At 66.1% G+C, this 17,553-nt stretch carries 14 protein-coding genes and 1 pseudogene; 11 read left to right on the top strand and 4 right to left on the bottom strand.

Annotated elements, in window-relative coordinates; genetic code table 11:
- The 6 genes and pseudogenes from FV217_RS23385 to FV217_RS09875 form a co-directional block, all read left to right on the top strand.
- Window positions 1–267 (top strand): annotated as a pseudogene (locus FV217_RS23385) (hypothetical protein); the annotation flags it as partial.
- Between the two features lie 103 nt (window positions 268–370).
- Window positions 371–712, top strand: coding sequence for a hypothetical protein (locus FV217_RS09855; protein ID WP_147817015.1), 342 nt, complete (start codon window positions 371–373; stop codon window positions 710–712).
- 76 nt (window positions 713–788) lie between these two features.
- Window positions 789–2,042 (top strand): DUF3829 domain-containing protein, encoded by a 1,254-nt coding sequence (locus FV217_RS09860; protein ID WP_147817016.1) that lies wholly within the window; start codon window positions 789–791, stop codon window positions 2,040–2,042.
- A 164-nt stretch (window positions 2,043–2,206) separates the two neighbouring features.
- Window positions 2,207–3,250, top strand: a complete 1,044-nt coding sequence (locus FV217_RS09865; RefSeq protein ID WP_147817017.1) for a zinc ribbon domain-containing protein — start codon at window positions 2,207–2,209, stop codon at window positions 3,248–3,250.
- Between the two features lie 316 nt (window positions 3,251–3,566).
- Window positions 3,567–4,669 (top strand): IS3 family transposase gene (locus FV217_RS09870; RefSeq protein WP_147817050.1). Its coding sequence is split into 2 segments (ribosomal slippage): window positions 3,567–3,828 and window positions 3,828–4,669, totalling 1,104 coding nucleotides; the frame shifts between segments, so codons are not numbered across the junction.
- Between the two features lie 1,054 nt (window positions 4,670–5,723).
- Window positions 5,724–7,175 (top strand): sensor domain-containing diguanylate cyclase, encoded by a 1,452-nt coding sequence (locus FV217_RS09875; RefSeq protein ID WP_147817018.1) that lies wholly within the window; start codon window positions 5,724–5,726, stop codon window positions 7,173–7,175.
- A 201-nt stretch (window positions 7,176–7,376) separates the two neighbouring features.
- Here the strand turns inward: FV217_RS09875 and FV217_RS09880 are convergent, their stop codons facing one another.
- Window positions 7,377–8,354, bottom strand: a complete 978-nt coding sequence (locus FV217_RS09880; RefSeq protein ID WP_246682755.1) for a LysR family transcriptional regulator — start codon at window positions 8,352–8,354, stop codon at window positions 7,377–7,379.
- 152 nt (window positions 8,355–8,506) lie between these two features.
- On the opposite strand from FV217_RS09880, the gene FV217_RS09885 reads away from it, so the two are divergent.
- From FV217_RS09885 to FV217_RS09900, 4 genes are all read left to right on the top strand, one after another.
- Window positions 8,507–8,893, top strand: a complete 387-nt coding sequence (locus FV217_RS09885; protein ID WP_147817019.1) for a nuclear transport factor 2 family protein — start codon at window positions 8,507–8,509, stop codon at window positions 8,891–8,893.
- Window positions 8,894–8,964: 71 nt separating this feature from the next.
- A complete protein-coding gene (locus FV217_RS09890) occupies window positions 8,965–9,618 on the top strand; it encodes an SDR family oxidoreductase (RefSeq protein ID WP_147817020.1) in 654 nt (217 codons plus the stop codon).
- Window positions 9,619–9,641: 23 nt separating this feature from the next.
- Window positions 9,642–10,697 carry an aldo/keto reductase gene (locus tag FV217_RS09895; protein ID WP_147817021.1) on the top strand — a complete coding sequence of 352 codons (1,056 nt, stop codon included), beginning with the start codon at window positions 9,642–9,644 and terminating at the stop codon, window positions 10,695–10,697.
- A 170-nt stretch (window positions 10,698–10,867) separates the two neighbouring features.
- A complete protein-coding gene (locus tag FV217_RS09900) occupies window positions 10,868–11,341 on the top strand; it encodes a hypothetical protein (RefSeq protein ID WP_147817022.1) in 474 nt (157 codons plus the stop codon).
- Between the two features lie 130 nt (window positions 11,342–11,471).
- On the opposite strand, the gene FV217_RS09905 is transcribed toward FV217_RS09900, so the two are convergent.
- From FV217_RS09905 to dnaK, 3 genes are all read right to left on the bottom strand, one after another.
- The gene (locus FV217_RS09905) at window positions 11,472–12,686 is read right to left on the bottom strand and encodes a CoA transferase (RefSeq protein WP_147817023.1); all 1,215 of its coding nucleotides are present in this window, start codon (window positions 12,684–12,686) and stop codon (window positions 11,472–11,474) included.
- A gap of 123 nt (window positions 12,687–12,809) precedes the next feature.
- Window positions 12,810–13,973, bottom strand: coding sequence for a molecular chaperone DnaJ (dnaJ, locus tag FV217_RS09910; protein WP_147817024.1), 1,164 nt, complete (start codon window positions 13,971–13,973; stop codon window positions 12,810–12,812).
- Window positions 13,974–14,176: 203 nt separating this feature from the next.
- Complete coding sequence (gene dnaK, locus FV217_RS09915) at window positions 14,177–16,093, bottom strand: molecular chaperone DnaK (RefSeq protein ID WP_147817025.1); 1,917 nt, start codon at window positions 16,091–16,093, stop codon at window positions 14,177–14,179.
- Window positions 16,094–16,501: 408 nt separating this feature from the next.
- Here dnaK and FV217_RS09920 point away from each other — a divergent pair, with 408 nt between their 5' ends.
- The gene (locus FV217_RS09920; protein WP_147817026.1) at window positions 16,502–17,479 is read left to right on the top strand and encodes a hypothetical protein; all 978 of its coding nucleotides are present in this window, start codon (window positions 16,502–16,504) and stop codon (window positions 17,477–17,479) included.
- Window positions 17,480–17,553 lie beyond the last annotated feature (74 nt).

A 17,553-nucleotide genomic window follows, 5' to 3' on the forward strand; every position in this document is an offset into this window, starting at 1 on the left:
AGCCATGCACAGCTCCGCGCTCACTTGGCCGACTTCGTCAGCGCTTACAACTTCGCGCGCCGCCTCAAGACCCTGCGTGGCCTCACACCCTACGAGGCCATCTGCAGGGCATGGTCCGCCGAGCCAAGCCGCTTCACGTCAAACCCGCTCCACCAAATGCCGGGACCAAACACTGATCAAGGCTCAAGATGGGGTAGCACGCTCCGCCACAGCACCGGGCATCCGGGAGGAGCGCCCCTTGTTTGTCATCTTAGGGCGCGGCATTGAGGCTATCGCTGAGCCGTTCTACCGCAGCTTCTTGATTGAAGGGTGTGGCTCGGCGCGTCGCCCCACCTCCTCGTCGACGAACCTCACCTGAGAGCTGACATTCATGCTGTTCGTCTGGTCGGGTTGGGGCATCCTGGTTGTCCCCGTTGTCGTCGGCACCGCGATCATCGTCGGTGCATTGGTCCAGCTATCGCTGCAAGCGATTGGACACCCCGAACTTGCGTTTCTCGCTTTCAGCCTTGGCCTTTTCGCCGCCGCCGCTTTGAACTGGGTGGTCGGTCGACGCCTCAACAGCACCCCTCCGCGCGAGCTCATCGACCCCGCCACGAATGAGCGCGTGCTACTCATGCGGCGGCACGCGCTGTTCTGGATCCGAATGGAGTACTGGTCCGTACCCGTCGTACTGGCCGCCTTCGTCCCGCTGCTTGCCCTCCGCAATCTCTAGCGTCGTCGTTCCAGGGCCCAGCGCTTCAACTTCCAGGACTAGAATGCACGGCACAGCTTCCACGAGAAAGTCAGGCATGTCTCACCGTTCGGCTTATGCGCTGACCCTCCTGTGGGGGATCACTGCCACACCCGTGGTGGCGGTCACTCCGGTGACACCGGTGGGCGTCGAGAGCTGTGACGCCTTCCTGGAGGCTTATGCCCAATGCGCGGCCAGCCCCAGGGTACCGGAAGCCGCTCGCCCCGGCATCCGCCAGGGCATCAACACGATGCGCGAGAGCTTCCGAGACTCGGTCATGCGCAACGAGGCGGCTCGGCCGACCGTAGCCTTTCAATGCGCTCAGGCTCACAACGCCGTGCGCAAAAGCCTAATCGACGCTTTCAAATGCGATTTTCCTGCCGCACCCCCGGCCTCTGAGTCTCTGTTGCAGAACCCGCCACCGTCGCCCGGAGCAGCCCGGGTGGCAGCCCGCCCGGCGCCAGCGCAGACTCCCGAAGTTCAGGCTCTGGCGAAGGCCAATGCCTACACCGAGACCCAGAATCACCTCGTCCGGTCTCATCCCCTGGAGCAGCAGTTGGCTGACTACCGGCGCGACAATGAGCGGGTGCTCAAACTCGGAACGAAGCTCGGCGCCAACGCCTGGTACCACTTCGGCATTGTGGATTTCGATGGGGTCATCGACGAGTTGGATAAGGCCGTTGCCATGCCGAGCGTCGTCCCAGAGGTGGATGCTCAGGCCGCACGGCTGCTGGCCGCCCTACGCGAGGTTAATCCCACCCTGAAGGCGCTAACCCGCTATCAGACCACGCGGGAGTTCAACGAGGATGGCTTCAAGTTCGCACGCGAGCAGCACGCGATCCTCGTTCCCCGCGTCGAGGCTGCTGCCAAAGCGATGGACGCTTATGGCACGGCCTTGTTCGAGCGCGAGATCGCCCGGGATGAGCGGCGCTTGGCAGCTCTGCCGGACGATGCGCCTGCGCGCCGTCTCCTCGCCACCAGCCTCACGCTGCGTCGTGCGATACGGCAGTTCGAGGCATTGGGACCGAAGGCGGATATCGCCCCCTTCCTGGCCGCACTCGGCGATGTCTCGAACGCCAACCGTCAGCTTGGTACGACCTTTGACAGCATGAGCCCGAAGGCGAACTCATCCTGCACCGGCTACACCGACACGGTCGCAAGTCTGATCGGGCATGGCCGGGATGTAGCCCGGGACATTCGCGCCAAGGGTGATCCGAGCCAACCAGCGCAACGCTTCAACGAGACCTACAACCGCTCCGTACGCGATCTAGAGTCTTGCCATAAGAACGAGAGCCGGGCGCGCCCAGGCTGAGATCAGGTTTAGACCGCCGAACCCAGGGTCGATGTCTCCTTCGAGGTAAAGGCTCGTCCTTATGCCTCCTCAAGTCTGCGGGCATCCCGAGGCGCCCGTATCAACGAGGCAGGCGCCGCACATCAGCGGATGCAGGCCCGTCATTACCCAGCAAGGTTACTGAAATGGCATCTGGTCGCAGGCTGTCGGAACGCTGGTTCACGCTTGTGCTCTGGCTGGTGGCGTTCCTCTTCGCTTGGTTCCTGATCGGCCTCGGCTCCCTTGTGGTCGGTGACCTCCCCCAGGTCGAGCACCGCTACAGCATTGAGCAATTCCTTGATGCAGATAAGGCTCGCCCGGCCGCGGAGGCCCTGCGGGAGATCAGGCGTGAGCAGGCGGACAGCCGCCGCCGGACCGAACAGGACCAGCTTGCCCTTGCGGCGGCGCGCTCCGCTTCCGAGGCCGCGCAGGAAACCTTCGCCAACTGGTTGAAGACTCGCGACGCCACTCAGCGGGTCGATCAGGATCCCGGGCTCATTGCCCGCACGCAGCAGCTCGATACCCTCAAGAGTGCGGAACGCGCCATTGAGGAGCGCCTGGAGGAGCGGGCGAGCGTTGACCTCGCCCTATCAGAGCGAGAAAACGCGCAGGAGCGGGTCGATACAGATCTGCGCGCAGCGGCCCAGTCGAAGCTTGATGCGGCCGAGCGGGAGCAGGAACTCCGCGTCTTCGGCTATCGGCTTGCCCTCACGCTCCCGCTGCTCGCTTTGGCCGGATGGCTTCTGCTGAAGCGGCGGCGCACACGCAACTGGCCCTTCGTGTGGGGCTTTGCCTTCGCATCAGCCTTTGCCTTTTTCGTTGAGCTTGTTCCCTACCTGCCGAGCTACGGCGGCTACGTGCAGTACGGCGTCGGGGTCATTTTGACCCTCGTCGTAGGCCGCGCAGCGATCAACGCACTGCATGCCTACAACGAACGCCAGAAGCTGGCCGAGGCGCGGCCGAACGAGGAGCGCCGAACGGAGATTGCGACCGACCAAGCTCTGCTACGTCTTGCCAAGAAGGTCTGTCCCGGCTGCGAACGTCCGATTGATCTTACCAACTTGGAAGCGAACTTCTGCCCGCACTGCGGCATCGGTGTGTTCGAGCGTTGCCCGGCCTGCACTCACCGCAAGAGCACGTTCGAGCGCTTCTGCTACGCCTGTGGGACGCCCGCCTTAGGACCCGCCTGAGCGCGATCCGGCCTTGGGCACGCCCTAACCGCACAGAAGCATCCGCAACGACGGTACAATCACGGCCCAAGGTCCGCTTAGGAAAGCGACGAAGTAAGAATCGTACGCCTTGGTTGGGTTAGATGCGGAACGTCTGCTTCTGGCCGAAGGGCTAAAGTCCGGTCGCCACCCAAGCTGTGACAGCCCAGAAACTCACATAGGCCGTGGACCACAAACGGGGTCAACTCCACGAGGACCGTGATCCTGACCCAGCAAACTGGTCCGCGTCGAGCGCAAGTTTTTCGGGCATCCTGAACCCTGAAGGAGGGTGGATGCCATGCCTCGCAAACGCTTCACGAACGAACAGATCGCCTTCGCCCTGCGGCAAGCGGAGAACGGTGCGACGGTGGACGAGGTCTGCCGGAAAATGGGCGTGTCCGAGCCGACTTTTTACCGTTGGAAGAAGCAGTTCGTCGGCATGGGCGTGCCGGAGATTCGGCGGCTGAAGCAGCTGGAGGACGAGAACGGCAAACTCAAACGACTGGTCGCCGATCTGACGTTGGACCGCTCCATGCTGCAGGACGTACTCAAGCGAAAGTGGTGAGGCCCGCCGTTCGCCGCGAGGTCGCCGGTCACCTGCAGGTGGCCTACGACATCAGCGAGCGTCGGGCCTGCCAGGCTACCGGCTTCGGCCGTTCCTCCCAGCGCTACCGCAAGCGCTCAGATCCGCAGGTAGCGCTGCGCATGCGGCTGAAGGAACTGGCCGCCGTGCGGGTGCGCTACGGCTATCGGCGGCTGCACATCCTGTTGCGACGGGAGGGCTGGGCCGTGAACCACAAGCGAACCTACCGGATCTACCGCGACGAGGGGCTGTCGATCCGGTCCAAGCTGCCTAAGCGCAAGCGGGCCTGGCGGTATCGTCAGGGCCGGCCGGCGATCGGTGGGCCCAACGAGGTCTGGGCGATGGACTTCGTATCCGACCGCATCTTCGACGGGCGTCCGTTCCGGATTCTGACCGTCGTCGATTGCCACACACGAGAGGCGCTCTCGCTCACACCGAGAGCCAACTTCCGCGCCTACCAGGTTACCGAGGCACTCGACGCTTTGGTCAGGCTGCGGGGGCGGCCCAAGAGCCTGCGGGTGGACAACGGACCCGAGTTCGCCGGCCGCATGCTCGACCAGTGGGCCTACCTGAACGGGGTCGAGATCGACTTCTCCCGACCGGGCAAGCCGACCGACAACGCCTACATCGAGTCGTTCAACGGCCGTCTACGGGCGGAGTGCCTTAACGCCTCGTGGTTCCTGTCCTTGGCCGATGCCCGCGAGCGCATCGAGGAATGGAGATGCCACTACAACGAAGATCGCCCTCATACGGCCCTGGGCGGCTTGACGCCCCGAGCCTTCGCCAACCAAACTGTCACGGCCCGAGAACTTGCATAGGTTGTGGACTACAAACGGGTCAACTCCAACCGACGATGCACTACCTTTGAACACGGGCCACCAAATGGGGGCAGGCCATGATCGGAGAGCCAAAACCCAGGGATAATCGGCAAGCGATTGGGGGAAAAGTGCCCGGCGACGTCTAGTCCAATTGCACTAGTACGACGCCCTTTGGTAGCTCACGCAACAGGTCAATGAGGTTGCCAATGCCGCTAACGCCAGCCCAGATCGCAGAAGCAACGGAGCTTTGCCTTGAGGCGCAGGCCAAATTTGATGGCGGTAGAAGCTATCGAGTTCGAGTGCTTCTTGAAATGGTTCTCATTGAACTTGCCACTTTGACCGCTAGGCAACCGCCGGCAGGTCTTCCTGAAAAACCAGCCGGGTCGTTGTGAGCACTGTCGTAGGGCCTGTGCGTACTGTCACGACGATATGGCCGCTGCTTGCGAGGTTGTGAGGATCAGAGGCGTACTTCGCAACTACAGAGCGAGCGTGATGTAGCGCAGCGTTGTCGTCTGCAAGATCCAGTCCAACGCTATCAGAGACATCAACCCCGTTACAGACATCAAAATAGTAGTGCGACATATAAAAACCTTCTCGGGCCAGCCGCGCGGAGTGCCGCGACGGCGGGGTAGAGTCTTAACATTTCCATAGAAAAAAGATTGCGTGCAATCGCACTTTATGTCGCACCTCACTACGGTCTGGAACCGTACATCTAACGTGTGGTGCGCCAACGAGATGATCACCCTAGGAAGGTCTCCTTCTCGGTAGCCTTATTGGCAAGGACCTACGACCGCAGAGGTGGTTTGTTGCCAGTCGTCTTTTGGGACGGAGTTTCAAATAACGAGCCGGCCCCATTTGGTCGCGGTGCCCCACCGCTTTGCTCAGACTTAGGGCGATTATCTGCTCCCGGCAGTACCTCCTCACCGTACTCACAGGTCAAAAGCCGGTTCGGACTCATTACGTAGCTGAGGTTACGCTCACTTAAGCCTATCCGCCGTATGCAACATGACGGCGGGCTTGCCTCGACGGGGCCGCACACGGGCGTCAGGAGACCATGTCGGACACACAGCGCGAGGCACTGCGCCAACAGGCGCTTGCGGAAATCAACCTTCTCGACACGCCACCTGAGCGCGAGTTTGACGCCCTCGCCAAGGTCGCACAACGCATGCTGGGAACTGGCATGTCCTCGATCACTCTGGTTGCCCCGGAGCGGCAGTGGTTCAAAGCGCGCTGCGGGCCCCTGGCAGCCGAGACACAGCGGGCCCAGGCGTTCTGCCCCATCGTGTTCGAAACCGAAGCGCCGCTAATCGTGGCGGATACCAGCCTCGACCCGCGCTTCGCGACAAGCCTGTTCGTCACGGGTGCACCGCACATCCGCTACTACGCGGGTGTTCCGGTGCGCGTCCGGCGTGCTGACGGCGACAGAGTTACGGTCGGAACACTCTGCGTCCTCGATGAGCAGCCGCGTGATACGACGCCGGTTGACCTCGAACTCCTCACGGAGTTGGCTTCCGTCGCTGAAGCCCTGATCGAGGCCCGGACCCTTGCCCTTTGCGCTGCAAAGACGGCCGAAGAGCACCGGATGGCGGTGGAACGCCTGGAACGCGAGCGCCGGCAGTTCAAGCGGGCCGAGGGTATGGCCGACATGGGATCGTACCGGTACGACATCGAGAAGCGATCCGTTGCCTGGTCGGACGGCGTCTTCGCCATCCACGAGCTGCCCGTTGGCGACGGCAAGCCGACCGGCGATATCATGGGCGCCTTGCTTGAGCCCGACCGCACCACCTTCAGAATCGCTGTGATGCGCACTCTGGACACGGGGGAGCCGTTCGAGCTGGAGGCAGACCTCGTGACCGCCAAGGGCAACGCTCGGCGCGTACGATGCTCCTGCGAGATCGAGCTGGCCAAAGGCAGGCCCGCCGCCCTTATCGGATTGATCCAGGACATCACTGAGCAGCATAGGCTGGAGACGCGGCTTCGGCACCAGGCCCGGACCGACGACCTGACGCAACTGGCCAACAGGGCCGAGTTCCACCGCCTCCTCGACGCGCGGCTGCATGAAGCGCGCGCGGCGAACGGCGACGTCGGCTTGCTGCTGATCGATCTCGACGGCTTCAAGGGCGTGAACGATGCGCTTGGACATGCGGCGGGCGACGCTGTGCTGCGCCTTGTCGCTGACCGGCTGCGTTCATCTTCATACGAGCGTTGGCTCCCGGCACGCCTGGGGGGAGATGAGTTTGCGGTCGTCGTACCTACCGACCTCGGTCGGGCGGACCTGGACCGGATGGTGCGGCGCCTTCTGCACGACCTTGAGATTGTCATGGATGGACAGGGGCACATCGCGCGAGTGACAGGAACCATCGGCATCGCATGGTCCAGCGAAGCGTTGCACGACCGCGAAAGGGTCTTGCGTCACGCCGATGCAGCGCTCTACGCAGCTAAGCGCATGCGGAAGGGAACGGCTCAGACTTATCAGGTAACAGGCCCCCCCCAGCAGGTCGCTTGAGTGAGGCGGCGGCAATCAAGGCTTGTCGCATACGGAACGTCCGCTTCCGGGCGGAGGGCTAAAGCCCGCTTCCCACCCGTCTCGGACGCTCAAGGTGAGTGCCATCCGTTAGGTTTCCTCGGCCAGGCGGGCGCCTCTAAACGGGGCCCTGGGCTCGCGGGTCCGTCGGATGCAGCGAAGGCCGCCGATTGCGATACAGGGTCAGTCTCGCCTGCCGTTCGGTCGGCATGCCCAGCCGGCCTTGATGACGTTCGCGACCTCGTCGACGAACAGGCGGGTCTTGGCGGGGACGAGGCGACCGGGCGCCAGGATCGCGTACACGCCTCCGTCCTCCCTGCCGACCCAACCCGGCAGGACCTCGACGAGGGTGCCGTCTCGCAGTGCGGGACCAGCCAGCCAGTCGGCCGCGAACGCGATGCCTGCGCCCCCCACGGCCGCCATGAGCAGGACCTCGGAATGGTCGGCGGTCAGGGAGCAGGCGGGACGCACGGTCTGGCGTTTCCCCTCCCGGACCAACGGCCAGTCCGGCCAGGCCGTGGAACCGGTGAACCCCAGGCATCTGTGACGCGTCAGGTCGGCGGGCTTCTCCGGAATGCCGTTGGCCGCAAGGTAGCCCGGCGAGGCCACGAGCAGGTTCTGGTAGGACGCGATCTTGCGGGTGGTGAGCGTGCTGTCACGCTGCGCTCCGGCTGTGACGCGGATCGCCACGTCGAAGCCTTCGGCCACGACGTCGATGAAGTAGTCCGACGTCCGGACGTCGAGCCGGATATCCGGGTACCGCGCCAGGAATGTCGGCAGCATGGGCGCGATCCACTGCCTACCGAAGACGATGGGGATGGAGACGCGAACGAGGCCCTGCGGGCTGGCGGCGTGGTCGCTGGCCTCCCGGCTGGCGCTGGCCAACTCCTCCAGGACGCCCTGAACCCGGGTGAAGTAGGCCGCACCGGCCTCGGTCGGCGTCACCCGTCGCGTCGTGCGCGACAGCAGCCGAACGCCGAGCCGCCGTTCGAGCTGGCTCACCCGCCGTGAGAGCACGGACGCATCGCGTTCGAGGACCTTGGCCGCCGCGGCGAAGCTACCGGCCTCGGCGACGGCCACGAAGGCTGTCAGCTCCTCGAAACCGCCGGGCTCCAACAATTCCTGCATGGCATGCACGAGTAAAATGCGGTTCTGGCCCATTATTCGGACCCAACGCATCACCTATCTCAAGCCGTACAAGTCGTCGAGGCGGATGTGGCCTTGGGATCCTTCCGACCATCGGGTTGGGGGTTCCACGCCGGTGACCGCCCCGCCCTCATCGACGTTCGAACATGGCCACGCAGGGAAATCCGATGTCCAGAAACCTCAAGACCGTACCGACGAGCGATTACGACGCCGTCGTCGCCACCGTTCAGGCCTACGTCGACGGGCTGAAAAGCGGGAGCGTCGCCGACCTTTCCAAGGCGTTCCACGGGGACGCGGTGATGTACGGCTTCACCAACGGTGCGCTGATGGGCGGTCCGATCACCAACCTATACGATTTCGTCGAGAAGAACGGGAAGGCGACCGAGGTCAGGACGCGGATCGACATCCTCGCGATCACGCCCACCACCGCCGTCGTCCGCGTCGACATGGAGAAGGACGTCATCGGCCTCGACTACACCGACTTCCATTCCCTGCTGAAGCAGGACGGCACGTGGCGCATCATTGCCAAGGTCTACCACGCCTATGAGGGCTGAGCCTTCGATGCCGGCATCGGCTTTCCGATGACCAGTATGAGCTTGCTCCCCAACCAACCGATAGGTGCCGCATGAACGTCTTCGTCGTCGGAGGCTCCGGAAAGGTCGCCCGCAGCCTGGCGCGCATGCTTTCGCAGGGCGATCACGCCGTTCGGTCGCTGCATCGCAAGTTGGAGCAGGCCCGGGAACTCGCCGCTTTGGGGGCGATGGCGGTTCAGGGTGACCTGACCGCGTTGTCCATCGATGCGCTAGCCACGTTGATGGCCGGCAGCGACGCGGTGGTCTTCTCGGCCGGCGCGGGCGGCGCGGGGATGGAGGTCACCAACGCCATCGACGGCCGCGGTCTCGAACTCGCCGTAGCGGCGGCCCGGCAGGCCGGCATCCGGCGCTTCCTCCTCATTTCGGCCTTCCCCGACGCCTTGCGCGGCGGCGAGCGCAATCCCGGGTTCGAGAATTACGCCCGGGTCAAGAAGCTCGCGGATGCGCACCTCGTCGCGAGCGACCTCGACTGGGTGATCCTCCGGCCCGGAACCCTGACGGACGAGCCGGGCACGGGCCGCGTGCGTGCGGCGGCCGCCATCCCCTACGGCGCGGTGCCGCGGGACGACGTCGCGGCCACCCTAGCCGCGATCATCGAACGACCGAACGTGAGCCGGACCATCATCGAACTGACCTCGGGCGACACGCCCATCGACGAGGCGCTGGCACGCATCTCCCAGCGCTGACCTAGCTCCAGAAGGATCTCGACATGGCTGAATTCCAAAGCCGCGCGCTCGGCAGGATGCGCGCGGCAGTGACGTCGCTTGGCTTCGGGACCGTGCCGCTCGCCGGCTTCAAGGCGAAGGTGAGCTTCGCCGACGCCCAGGCAATCGTGAAGGCGGCCTACGACGGCGGCATCCGGTACTTCGACTGCGCGCCGCTCTACGGCTTCGGCAAGGCCGAGTACAACCTCGGCCATGCCCTGCGCGAACTGGGCATCCGCGAGGCGGTGACGGTCAGCACCAAGGTCGGGCGCGTGCTCAAGGCGAAGAGCCGGACCAAGGCGCTCGATACCGTCTATGGCATCGACTGGGTCGAGCCGCTGCCCTTCCTCGACACCTACGACTACACCTACGAAGGCATTATGCGCTCGTTCGAGGACAGCCAGAAGCGGTTGGCGCTGGACCACATCGACATCCTCTACGTGCACGACCTCGGCAGCGCCTGGCACGGCGACCAGGCCGACGTGTACTGGAAGCAGATCCGCGAGAGCGGCTACCGCGCCCTCGACGAATTGCGGAGTTCCGGTGCGGTCAAGGCTGTGGGTCTCGGCGTCAACGAGACCGAGGCCGTGGTGACTGTGGCGCGCGAGTTCGACATCGACTGCGCGATGATCGCCGGGCGGTACTCGCTGCTCAACCATGCCCCCTTGGAAGGTGCGTTCGACGAGCTTCGGCAGCGCGGCGTCTCGGTCGTGGCCGCCGGCGTATTCAATTCCGGCGTGCTTGCGTCAGGCGTCAAGAACGGTGGGGCGAGCTACGATTACGGCGACGTGCCCGAGGACATCGCGAAAAAGGTCGCTGCCATCGAGGACGTCTGCGTTGCGCACCGCGTGAGCCTACCGGCCGCCGCGATCCAGTTCGTTGCCGCGCATCCGGCCGTGGCGACGGTGGTGCTGGGCGCCAAGGACGTCGAGCAGACCCGGCAGAACATCGAATCTTTCTCTCAGGACATCCCCGCCAGCTTCTGGGCGGACCTGACGGAGAAGGGGCTGCTCCCCGGGACGGCACCCGTCCCAGCGCGGCAATGGGCGCACCGTGCTTAGCGTGGCATTGTTACGAAAGCGTGCTACACTAATGCTACGCGGTGACGGAAAAACACCTGCATTTTCAATATTCTGAGCTTGCCGCCCCCGAATCCCGCAGGGCGCGCCACTCTCTCCTGCTTCGCTACGGCCTTCACCGCTCGATAATTCCTGGCGGCTATCCTGGCCGGATGATCCGGTCGTTCCTCATCCTCGGCGTCCATGCGGTTCTCGCCGGGAGTGCGGCGGCCGCGCAGAAGGGCGCGGAGGTGCCGACCCTGGCGACGGTGAGCGGGACCTGCGAGCGCCTCGTGATCGGCGGCCGGGACGTCACCGGCCAGTGCAAGGGGACGCTGCTCAACACCAGCTACGCGACCGGCCGGGTCGGGTTCTACTTCGTCACCGGCGACGGCGCGGCCCTGACCTTCACGGGCATGGGCAGCAGCCAGATCAAACCCGATCCGGATACGGCCGTGCAGCCGGTCGACGGGGTGATTTTCGGGTTCAAGGGGCAGTTCGACCGCACCAGGGCGGTGGGAACCTGCCGGTTCACCAATCCCTATGCGCGGCCGGGCTCGGTGAGCTGCAAGGCCGACACCCAGGGCGGCACCTTCGCGGCCGAGTTCATCACCGACGGCAATCCGCCCTCGGTGATGAAGCCGTGAGGGCGTTCCGGTTCATCGGCTCGGTCGAGGAAGGCGCTCTTCTCTCGGCAAGGGGGAGGGGAGGCGCCGTCCGCCCTCTTGATCGAACGAAAACCTTCCGAAGTCCGGCAGGATTCCGCGATCCTGCGGTTCAGCGCACGACGCCCTTGGCGAAAAAGCCCTCGATCGCCGCCGCGTCGTAGCCGGCCTCGTTCAGGATGGTGCGGCTGTGCTCGCCGAAGAGCGGGGCCGGGCCATGGACCCGGCCGGGCGTCTGCGAGAATTTCACGGGGAGGCCGAGGGTCGCCATGCGGCCGGCCTTCGGGTGGTCGACCTCCACCACCATCGCGCGGGCGCGCGTCTGCGGGTCGCGATGCATGGCGGCGACGTCGAGGACCGGGCCGGCCGGCACGCCGCCGGCCTCCAGCCGCACCAGCCAGTCTTCGGAGCTCGCCTGCCGGAAATGGGGGGCAAGCACTGCGGCGAGAATCTCGCGGTGGGCCATGCGGTCGCGGTTCGTCGCGAAGCGCGGGTCGCCGGAGAGATCCTCGGCCCCGAGCACCGCGAGCAGGCGCAGCCAGTTGGTCTGGTTGGCCGCGCCGATGGTGATCCAGCCGTCGGCCGTCTCGAAGGCCTCGTAGGGGGCGTTGAGCGGATGAGCCGAGCCCATCGGCCCGGGCGCGGCGCCCGTCGCCATGGCGATGGCGGATTGCCAGTAGGTCAGGGTGATGCCGGCCTCGAACAGAGAGGTGTCGACGGCCTGGCCCTCGCCGGTCCTGAGCTTGTGCGTGCAGGCGGCAAGCACGCCCATGGCCGCGAGGATGCCGGCGGTGATGTCGGTGACCGGCGGGCCGCATTTCATCGGCGGCCGACCCGGCCCCTCGCCGGTGATGCTCATCAGCCCGCTCATGCCCTGCGCGACGAGGTCGAACCCGGCCCGGTCGGCATAGGGGCCGGTGCGGCCGAAGCCCGAGAGCGCGCAGTAGATCAGCCCCGGAAACTCCACGCGCAGGGTCTCGTAGCCGAGGCCGAGCTTTTCCATGGTGCCGCCGCGGTAGTTCTCGATCAGCACGTCGGCGCCGCTGAGGAGCCGGCGAAAGATCGCCTTGCCCTCGGCGCTCTTGAGGTCGAGGGCGAGCCCGCGCTTGCCGCGGTTCATCATCATGTAGGCGGCGCTCTCGCCTTCAATGGCGGGCGGGACCGAGCGGCGTGTGTCGTCGCCGCCGTCGATCTTCTCGACCTTGATCACCTCGGCGCCCATGTCGCCGAGCATCAGCCCGCAGACCGGGCCGGCCATGATGTGGGCGAGCTCGATCACCCTGAGGCCGGCGAGGGGGCCGTTCGTCCCGGGAGCGTTCTCCGTCATGCGCGCCTGTCTTTTTCGCGGGCAGGGTGCGTCAGCGTGCAGCGCGGGTCCGGGCGCGCCGCAGGCGAGAATCCGGCCCCCGGAGCATTAACGGTCGTCGCGGGTCGGCGGCCGTCCGTACGATCAGGGACGCCCCGTGCCGGCGACGAAAAAGTCCTTCACCTTGGAAAAGAACCCGGCGCTCTCGGGGTGGTTCTCGGCGGAAGCCGATTGGTCGAATTCCTGCAGCAGCTCGCGCTGGCGCTTGGTCAGGTTCTGCGGAGTCTCGACGGAGACCTGGATGTAGAGGTCGCCGACCTCGCGCGTGCGCAGCACCGGCATGCCCTTGCCCTTGATGCGGAACTGCTTCCCGGCCTGCGTGCCGGCGGGGATGCGCACCTGTGTCTGGGTGCCGTCGATCACCGGCACGGTGATCTCACCGGCCAGCGCCGCAGTGACCATCGAGATCGGCACGCGACAGAACAGGTCAGCGCCGTCGCGCTGGAAGAAGGTGTGCGGCGCGATCGAGAGAAACACGTAGAGGTCGCCCGAAGGCCCGCCGCGCAGGCCGCTCTCGCCCTCGCCGGCGAGCCGGATACGCAGGCCGTCGTCGACCCCGGCCGGCACGTTGATCGAGAGGTTCCGCTCGCGGGTGACGCGGCCGGCCCCGGAGCAGGACGGGCAGGGATCGTCGATCACCTCGCCGCGGCCGTGGCAGTTCGGGCAGGTCCGCTCGATGGCGAAGAAGCCCTGTGCCGCGCGCACGCGGCCGTAGCCGCCGCAGGTCGAGCAGGGGCGAGCCTTCGAGCCGGGCTTGGCGCCGGTGCCGGAGCAGGGCTCGCAGGCGATCGAGGTCGGGATCTTGATCGCCTCGGTCTTGCCGGAGAAGGCCTCTTCCAACGAGATTTCGAGGTTGAAGCGCAGGTCGGCGCCGCGCTCGCGGCCCGGCGCACCACCGCGGCCGCGACCGGCCCCGGCGCCACCGCCCGGCTGCCCACGTCCGTCCCCGAAGAAGTTCTCGAAGATGTCCGACATGAAGTCGCCGAACTCGTTGCCGAATCCGGGGCCGCCCTGGCCGCCCTGCTGGAACGCGGCATGGCCGAAGCGGTCGTAGGCGGCGCGCTTCTGGCCGTCGGAGAGGCACTGATAGGCCTCGTTCACCTCCTTGAAGGCGATCTCTGATTCCTTGTTGCCGGGGTTCCGGTCGGGATGGTGGACCATCGCCAGCTTGCGAAAGGCCACCTTCAACTCGACTTCCGTCACCGTCTTGGTGACGCCGAGGACCTCGTAATAGTCCCGCTTCGACATACCGGCCCTCGAAACCCCTCGACATGCTTGATCCCCGAGAGGGGCCCGGGGATCAAGTCTTCGTCGTCATCACATGAAAAAACGATGCCTGGAAGCATCGTCCCGGCATCGGGTCGTCTGAAAGCCGGCAACCGCCTTTCGGCCCGATGCCCTGGAAACGAACGGGGGCCGGATCGCTCCGGCCCCCGCGTCCTGCGCCGGATTCAGGCGCGCTTCTTTTCGTTCTTCTCGTCGACCTCGGAGAAGTCGGCGTCGATGACGTCCTCGTCCTTCTTCTCGGCTCCGGGAGCGGCGGCGCCTTCCGGCGCGCCGTCCTGGCTGGCGGCGTACATCGCCTCGCCGAGCTTCATCGAGGCCTGCATCAGGTCGTTGGTCCGCGCCTTGATGGTCTCGACGTCGGTGCCGTCCAGCGCGGTGCGGAGCGCCGCGATTCCGGTCTCGATCGCGCCCTTCTCGGCCGCGCCGACCTTGTCGCCATGCTCGGCCACCGACTTCTCGGTGGAGTGGAGCAGGCTCTCGCCCTGGTTCTTCACCTCGACGAGCTCACGGCGCTTCTTGTCCTCGGCCGCGTTGGCTTCGGCGTCCTTGACCATCTTGTCGATATCCGCGTCCGAAAGGCCGCCGGAGGCCTGGATGCGGATCTGGTGCTCCTTGTTCGTCGCCTTGTCCTTCGCCGTCACGTTGACGATGCCGTTGGCGTCGATGTCGAAGGTCACCTCGATCTGCGGCATGCCGCGGGGTGCCGGCGGGATGCCCATCAGGTCGAACTGACCGAGCATCTTGTTGTCCGCCGCCATCTCGCGTTCACCCTGGAAGACCCGGATGGTGACCGCGTTCTGGTTGTCCTCGGCCGTCGAGAAGGTCTGCGACTTCTTGGTCGGGATCGTGGTGTTGCGGTCGATCAGGCGCGTGAACACGCCGCCCAGCGTCTCGATGCCGAGCGAGAGCGGGGTCACGTCGAGGAGCAGCACGTCCTTGACGTCGCCCTGGAGCACGCCGGCCTGGACCGCCGCGCCGATGGCCACGACCTCGTCGGGGTTGACGCCCTTGTTCGGCTCCTTGCCGAAGAACGCCTTCACCACCTCGGTGACCTTCGGCATGCGGGTCATGCCGCCGACCATCACGACCTCGTCGATCTCGGCCGCCGTCACGCCGGCATCCTTGAGCGCCTTGCGGCAGGGCTCGACGGTACGCTGCACGAGATCGTCGACGAGCGACTCGAACTTGGCGCGCGAGAGCTTGATCGCGAGATGCTTCGGGCCGGTGTTGTCGGCGGTGATGTAGGGCAGGTTGATCTCGGTCTGGGTGGCCGAGGACAGCTCGATCTTCGCCTTCTCGGCGGCCTCCTTGAGGCGCTGAAGGGCGAGCTTGTCCTTGGTCAGGTCGATGCCCTGCTCCTTCTTGAACTCGGCGATCAGGTACTCGACCACGCGGTTGTCGAAGTCCTCGCCGCCGAGGAAGGTGTCGCCGTTGGTCGACTTCACCTCGAACACGCCGTCGCCGATCTCGAGGATCGACACGTCGAAGGTGCCGCCGCCGAGGTCGTAGACCGCGATCGTGCCGGTCTTCTTCTTGTCGAGGCCGTAGGCCAGCGCAGCCGCCGTCGGCTCGTTGATGATGCGCAGCACTTCGAGGCCGGCGATCTTGCCGGCATCCTTGGTGGCCTGACGCTGGGCGTCGTTGAAGTAGGCGGGCACCGTGATCACGGCCTGCGTGACGGGCTGGCCGAGATAGGTCTCGGCCGTCTCCTTCATCTTCTGAAGGGTGAAGGCGGAAATCTGCGAGGGCGAATAGCGCTTGCCGTCGGCGCCGACCCAGGCGTCGCCGTTGTCGCCGCGCACGATGTCGTAGGGCACCAAGCCCTTGTCCTTCTGCGTCATCGGGTCGTCGTAGGTACGGCCGACGAGACGCTTGATGGCGAAGAAGGTGCGGTCGGGATTGGTGACGGCCTGGCGCTTGGCCGGCTGGCCGACGAGGCGCTCGCCCTCGTCGGTAAAGGCGACGATCGACGGGGTGGTGCGCGCGCCTTCCGCGTTCTCGATGACCTTGGCCTGCGACCCTTCCATCACGGCGACGCAGGAATTGGTGGTGCCGAGGTCGATACCGATGACTTTACCCATGGTGGGATCCCTCTGTTGGACTGTTCAAGCAGACCGCCGAGCCCCGAAGCAGCTCGGCCCATGGCTCTAGGCTTAACGGGCGATGCAAATCTGAAAGCGGTGGGAACGGGAGGAGGAGGCGATCGCACCGCGTGCCGGTCGGATCGGCCCCTCTCCGTGCCTCGCCAGATATATGAATGTGGTCGCGGGGCCGCAAGACGGTCGGGCGCGACGGGCGCAAGCCGGCGGTTTTCGCCGGTTTTCCGGTTCGATTGGTGACCGTGCCCTCGAAATGTTACGGCCCCGCCACGCCGTCGCCACGGGTCGCGTGCTAGAGCGCGGGCCGACCCCGCCGTCTCGACGCCCTCGCGCCTCCCGCGAAACCGGCGTCGCGGCGGCCGCCTTTCCGCTCCTCGGGCGAGACTTCCGATGCGCCTCCCCCGCACCCTGCTCGTGCTCGCGGCCCTCGTGCTGCCCGTCGCCATGACCGGCCCGGCGGCCGCCCAGAACTTCTTCGAGGAGCTGTTCGGGATCGGGCGTGCGGCCAGGCCCCCGGTTCCGCGCCAGCCGATCCCCGGGACGCCGATCGCGCCTCCGCCCGCTCAGCCGGGGGGCGTCGACCCGAATGTCGAGGCCGCCAAGCCGGCGGCGCCCGCGCCGCCGCGCCAGCCGGTGGTGCTGAAGGTGCCGGCCGACGACAACGTCTACGGCCAGGATCTCATGCTCAACGGCCTGACCGGCGGCCTGAGGCTGGAGAAGGCCGGGGCCGGCGTCACGGCCAAGGTGACGCTGCCGGGCACGAAGATCTCGCAGCCGACCGAGAGCTGCACGGTGAAGCTCAACGCGGGCGGCGGCGTCACCCTGACCTCCGAGGGCAAGCCCGAGGGCGTCGCGCGGCTCGAGGCGGCCGCGGCGGAATGTCCGCTGCGCTTCGAGGTGGTCGACGGCGGCGTCATCGCCACGCCGCTCGGCGGCAGCCCGGTCTGCACCTTCTCCGCCGCCGACTGCGCCACGACGCCGAAGGGCCTGTGGGGACCGGCCGCCGCCGGGCTGATCCCGCGCGCCGGCGAGTTCGACGGCGCCCGCGGCGTCGCCGACAAGGCGGTGCGCGACAACTACAAGATCATGACCCAGCGCCTGCGCGGGCAGGACGTCCGCCCCGTGGTGCAGGAGCAGGCCGCCTTCTCCTCCGACCGCGAGGACCTCTGCCGGACCTATGCCCGCGAGGGCGCGCACGGCTTCTGCCACCTGCGCTTCACCGAGGTCCGCGCCATCGCGCTCGCCGTCCGCCTCGGCGCCAACACCAGCGCGCCGACCGCCAGCGTCGCCCCGCGCCCCGTGCGCAAGCGGCCCGCGCCAGTGGACGGGATGAACCCCGAGGGCGCGGCGTCGGCCATCACCGACTGAGTCCAACAACAGTTGGCAACCGCGACTGCGCGCCGCCGCGCGCAGTCCAATGTTTGCAGACTGCGTACACTTAT

It is taken from the genome of Methylobacterium sp. WL9 (assembly GCF_008040035.1).
GTDB classification, from domain to species: Bacteria; Pseudomonadota; Alphaproteobacteria; order Rhizobiales; family Beijerinckiaceae; genus Methylobacterium; species Methylobacterium thuringiense.

What these genes read in the sequence shown, in the direction of transcription:
- FV217_RS09855 (WP_147817015.1), top strand. Translation starts at nt 371, where the DNA reads ATGCTGTTCGTCTGGTCGGGTTGGGGCATCCTGGTTGTCCCCGTTGTC.
- FV217_RS09860 (WP_147817016.1), top strand. Translation starts at nt 789, where the DNA reads ATGTCTCACCGTTCGGCTTATGCGCTGACCCTCCTGTGGGGGATCACT.
- FV217_RS09865 (WP_147817017.1), top strand. Translation starts at nt 2,207, where the DNA reads ATGGCATCTGGTCGCAGGCTGTCGGAACGCTGGTTCACGCTTGTGCTC.
- FV217_RS09875 (WP_147817018.1), top strand. Translation starts at nt 5,724, where the DNA reads ATGTCGGACACACAGCGCGAGGCACTGCGCCAACAGGCGCTTGCGGAA.
- FV217_RS09880 (WP_246682755.1), bottom strand. Translation starts at nt 8,354, where the DNA reads ATGGGCCAGAACCGCATTTTACTCGTGCATGCCATGCAGGAATTGTTG.
- FV217_RS09885 (WP_147817019.1), top strand. Translation starts at nt 8,507, where the DNA reads ATGTCCAGAAACCTCAAGACCGTACCGACGAGCGATTACGACGCCGTC.
- FV217_RS09890 (WP_147817020.1), top strand. Translation starts at nt 8,965, where the DNA reads ATGAACGTCTTCGTCGTCGGAGGCTCCGGAAAGGTCGCCCGCAGCCTG.
- FV217_RS09895 (WP_147817021.1), top strand. Translation starts at nt 9,642, where the DNA reads ATGGCTGAATTCCAAAGCCGCGCGCTCGGCAGGATGCGCGCGGCAGTG.
- FV217_RS09900 (WP_147817022.1), top strand. Translation starts at nt 10,868, where the DNA reads ATGATCCGGTCGTTCCTCATCCTCGGCGTCCATGCGGTTCTCGCCGGG.
- FV217_RS09905 (WP_147817023.1), bottom strand. Translation starts at nt 12,686, where the DNA reads ATGACGGAGAACGCTCCCGGGACGAACGGCCCCCTCGCCGGCCTCAGG.
- dnaJ (WP_147817024.1), bottom strand. Translation starts at nt 13,973, where the DNA reads ATGTCGAAGCGGGACTATTACGAGGTCCTCGGCGTCACCAAGACGGTG.
- dnaK (WP_147817025.1), bottom strand. Translation starts at nt 16,093, where the DNA reads ATGGGTAAAGTCATCGGTATCGACCTCGGCACCACCAATTCCTGCGTC.
- FV217_RS09920 (WP_147817026.1), top strand. Translation starts at nt 16,502, where the DNA reads ATGCGCCTCCCCCGCACCCTGCTCGTGCTCGCGGCCCTCGTGCTGCCC.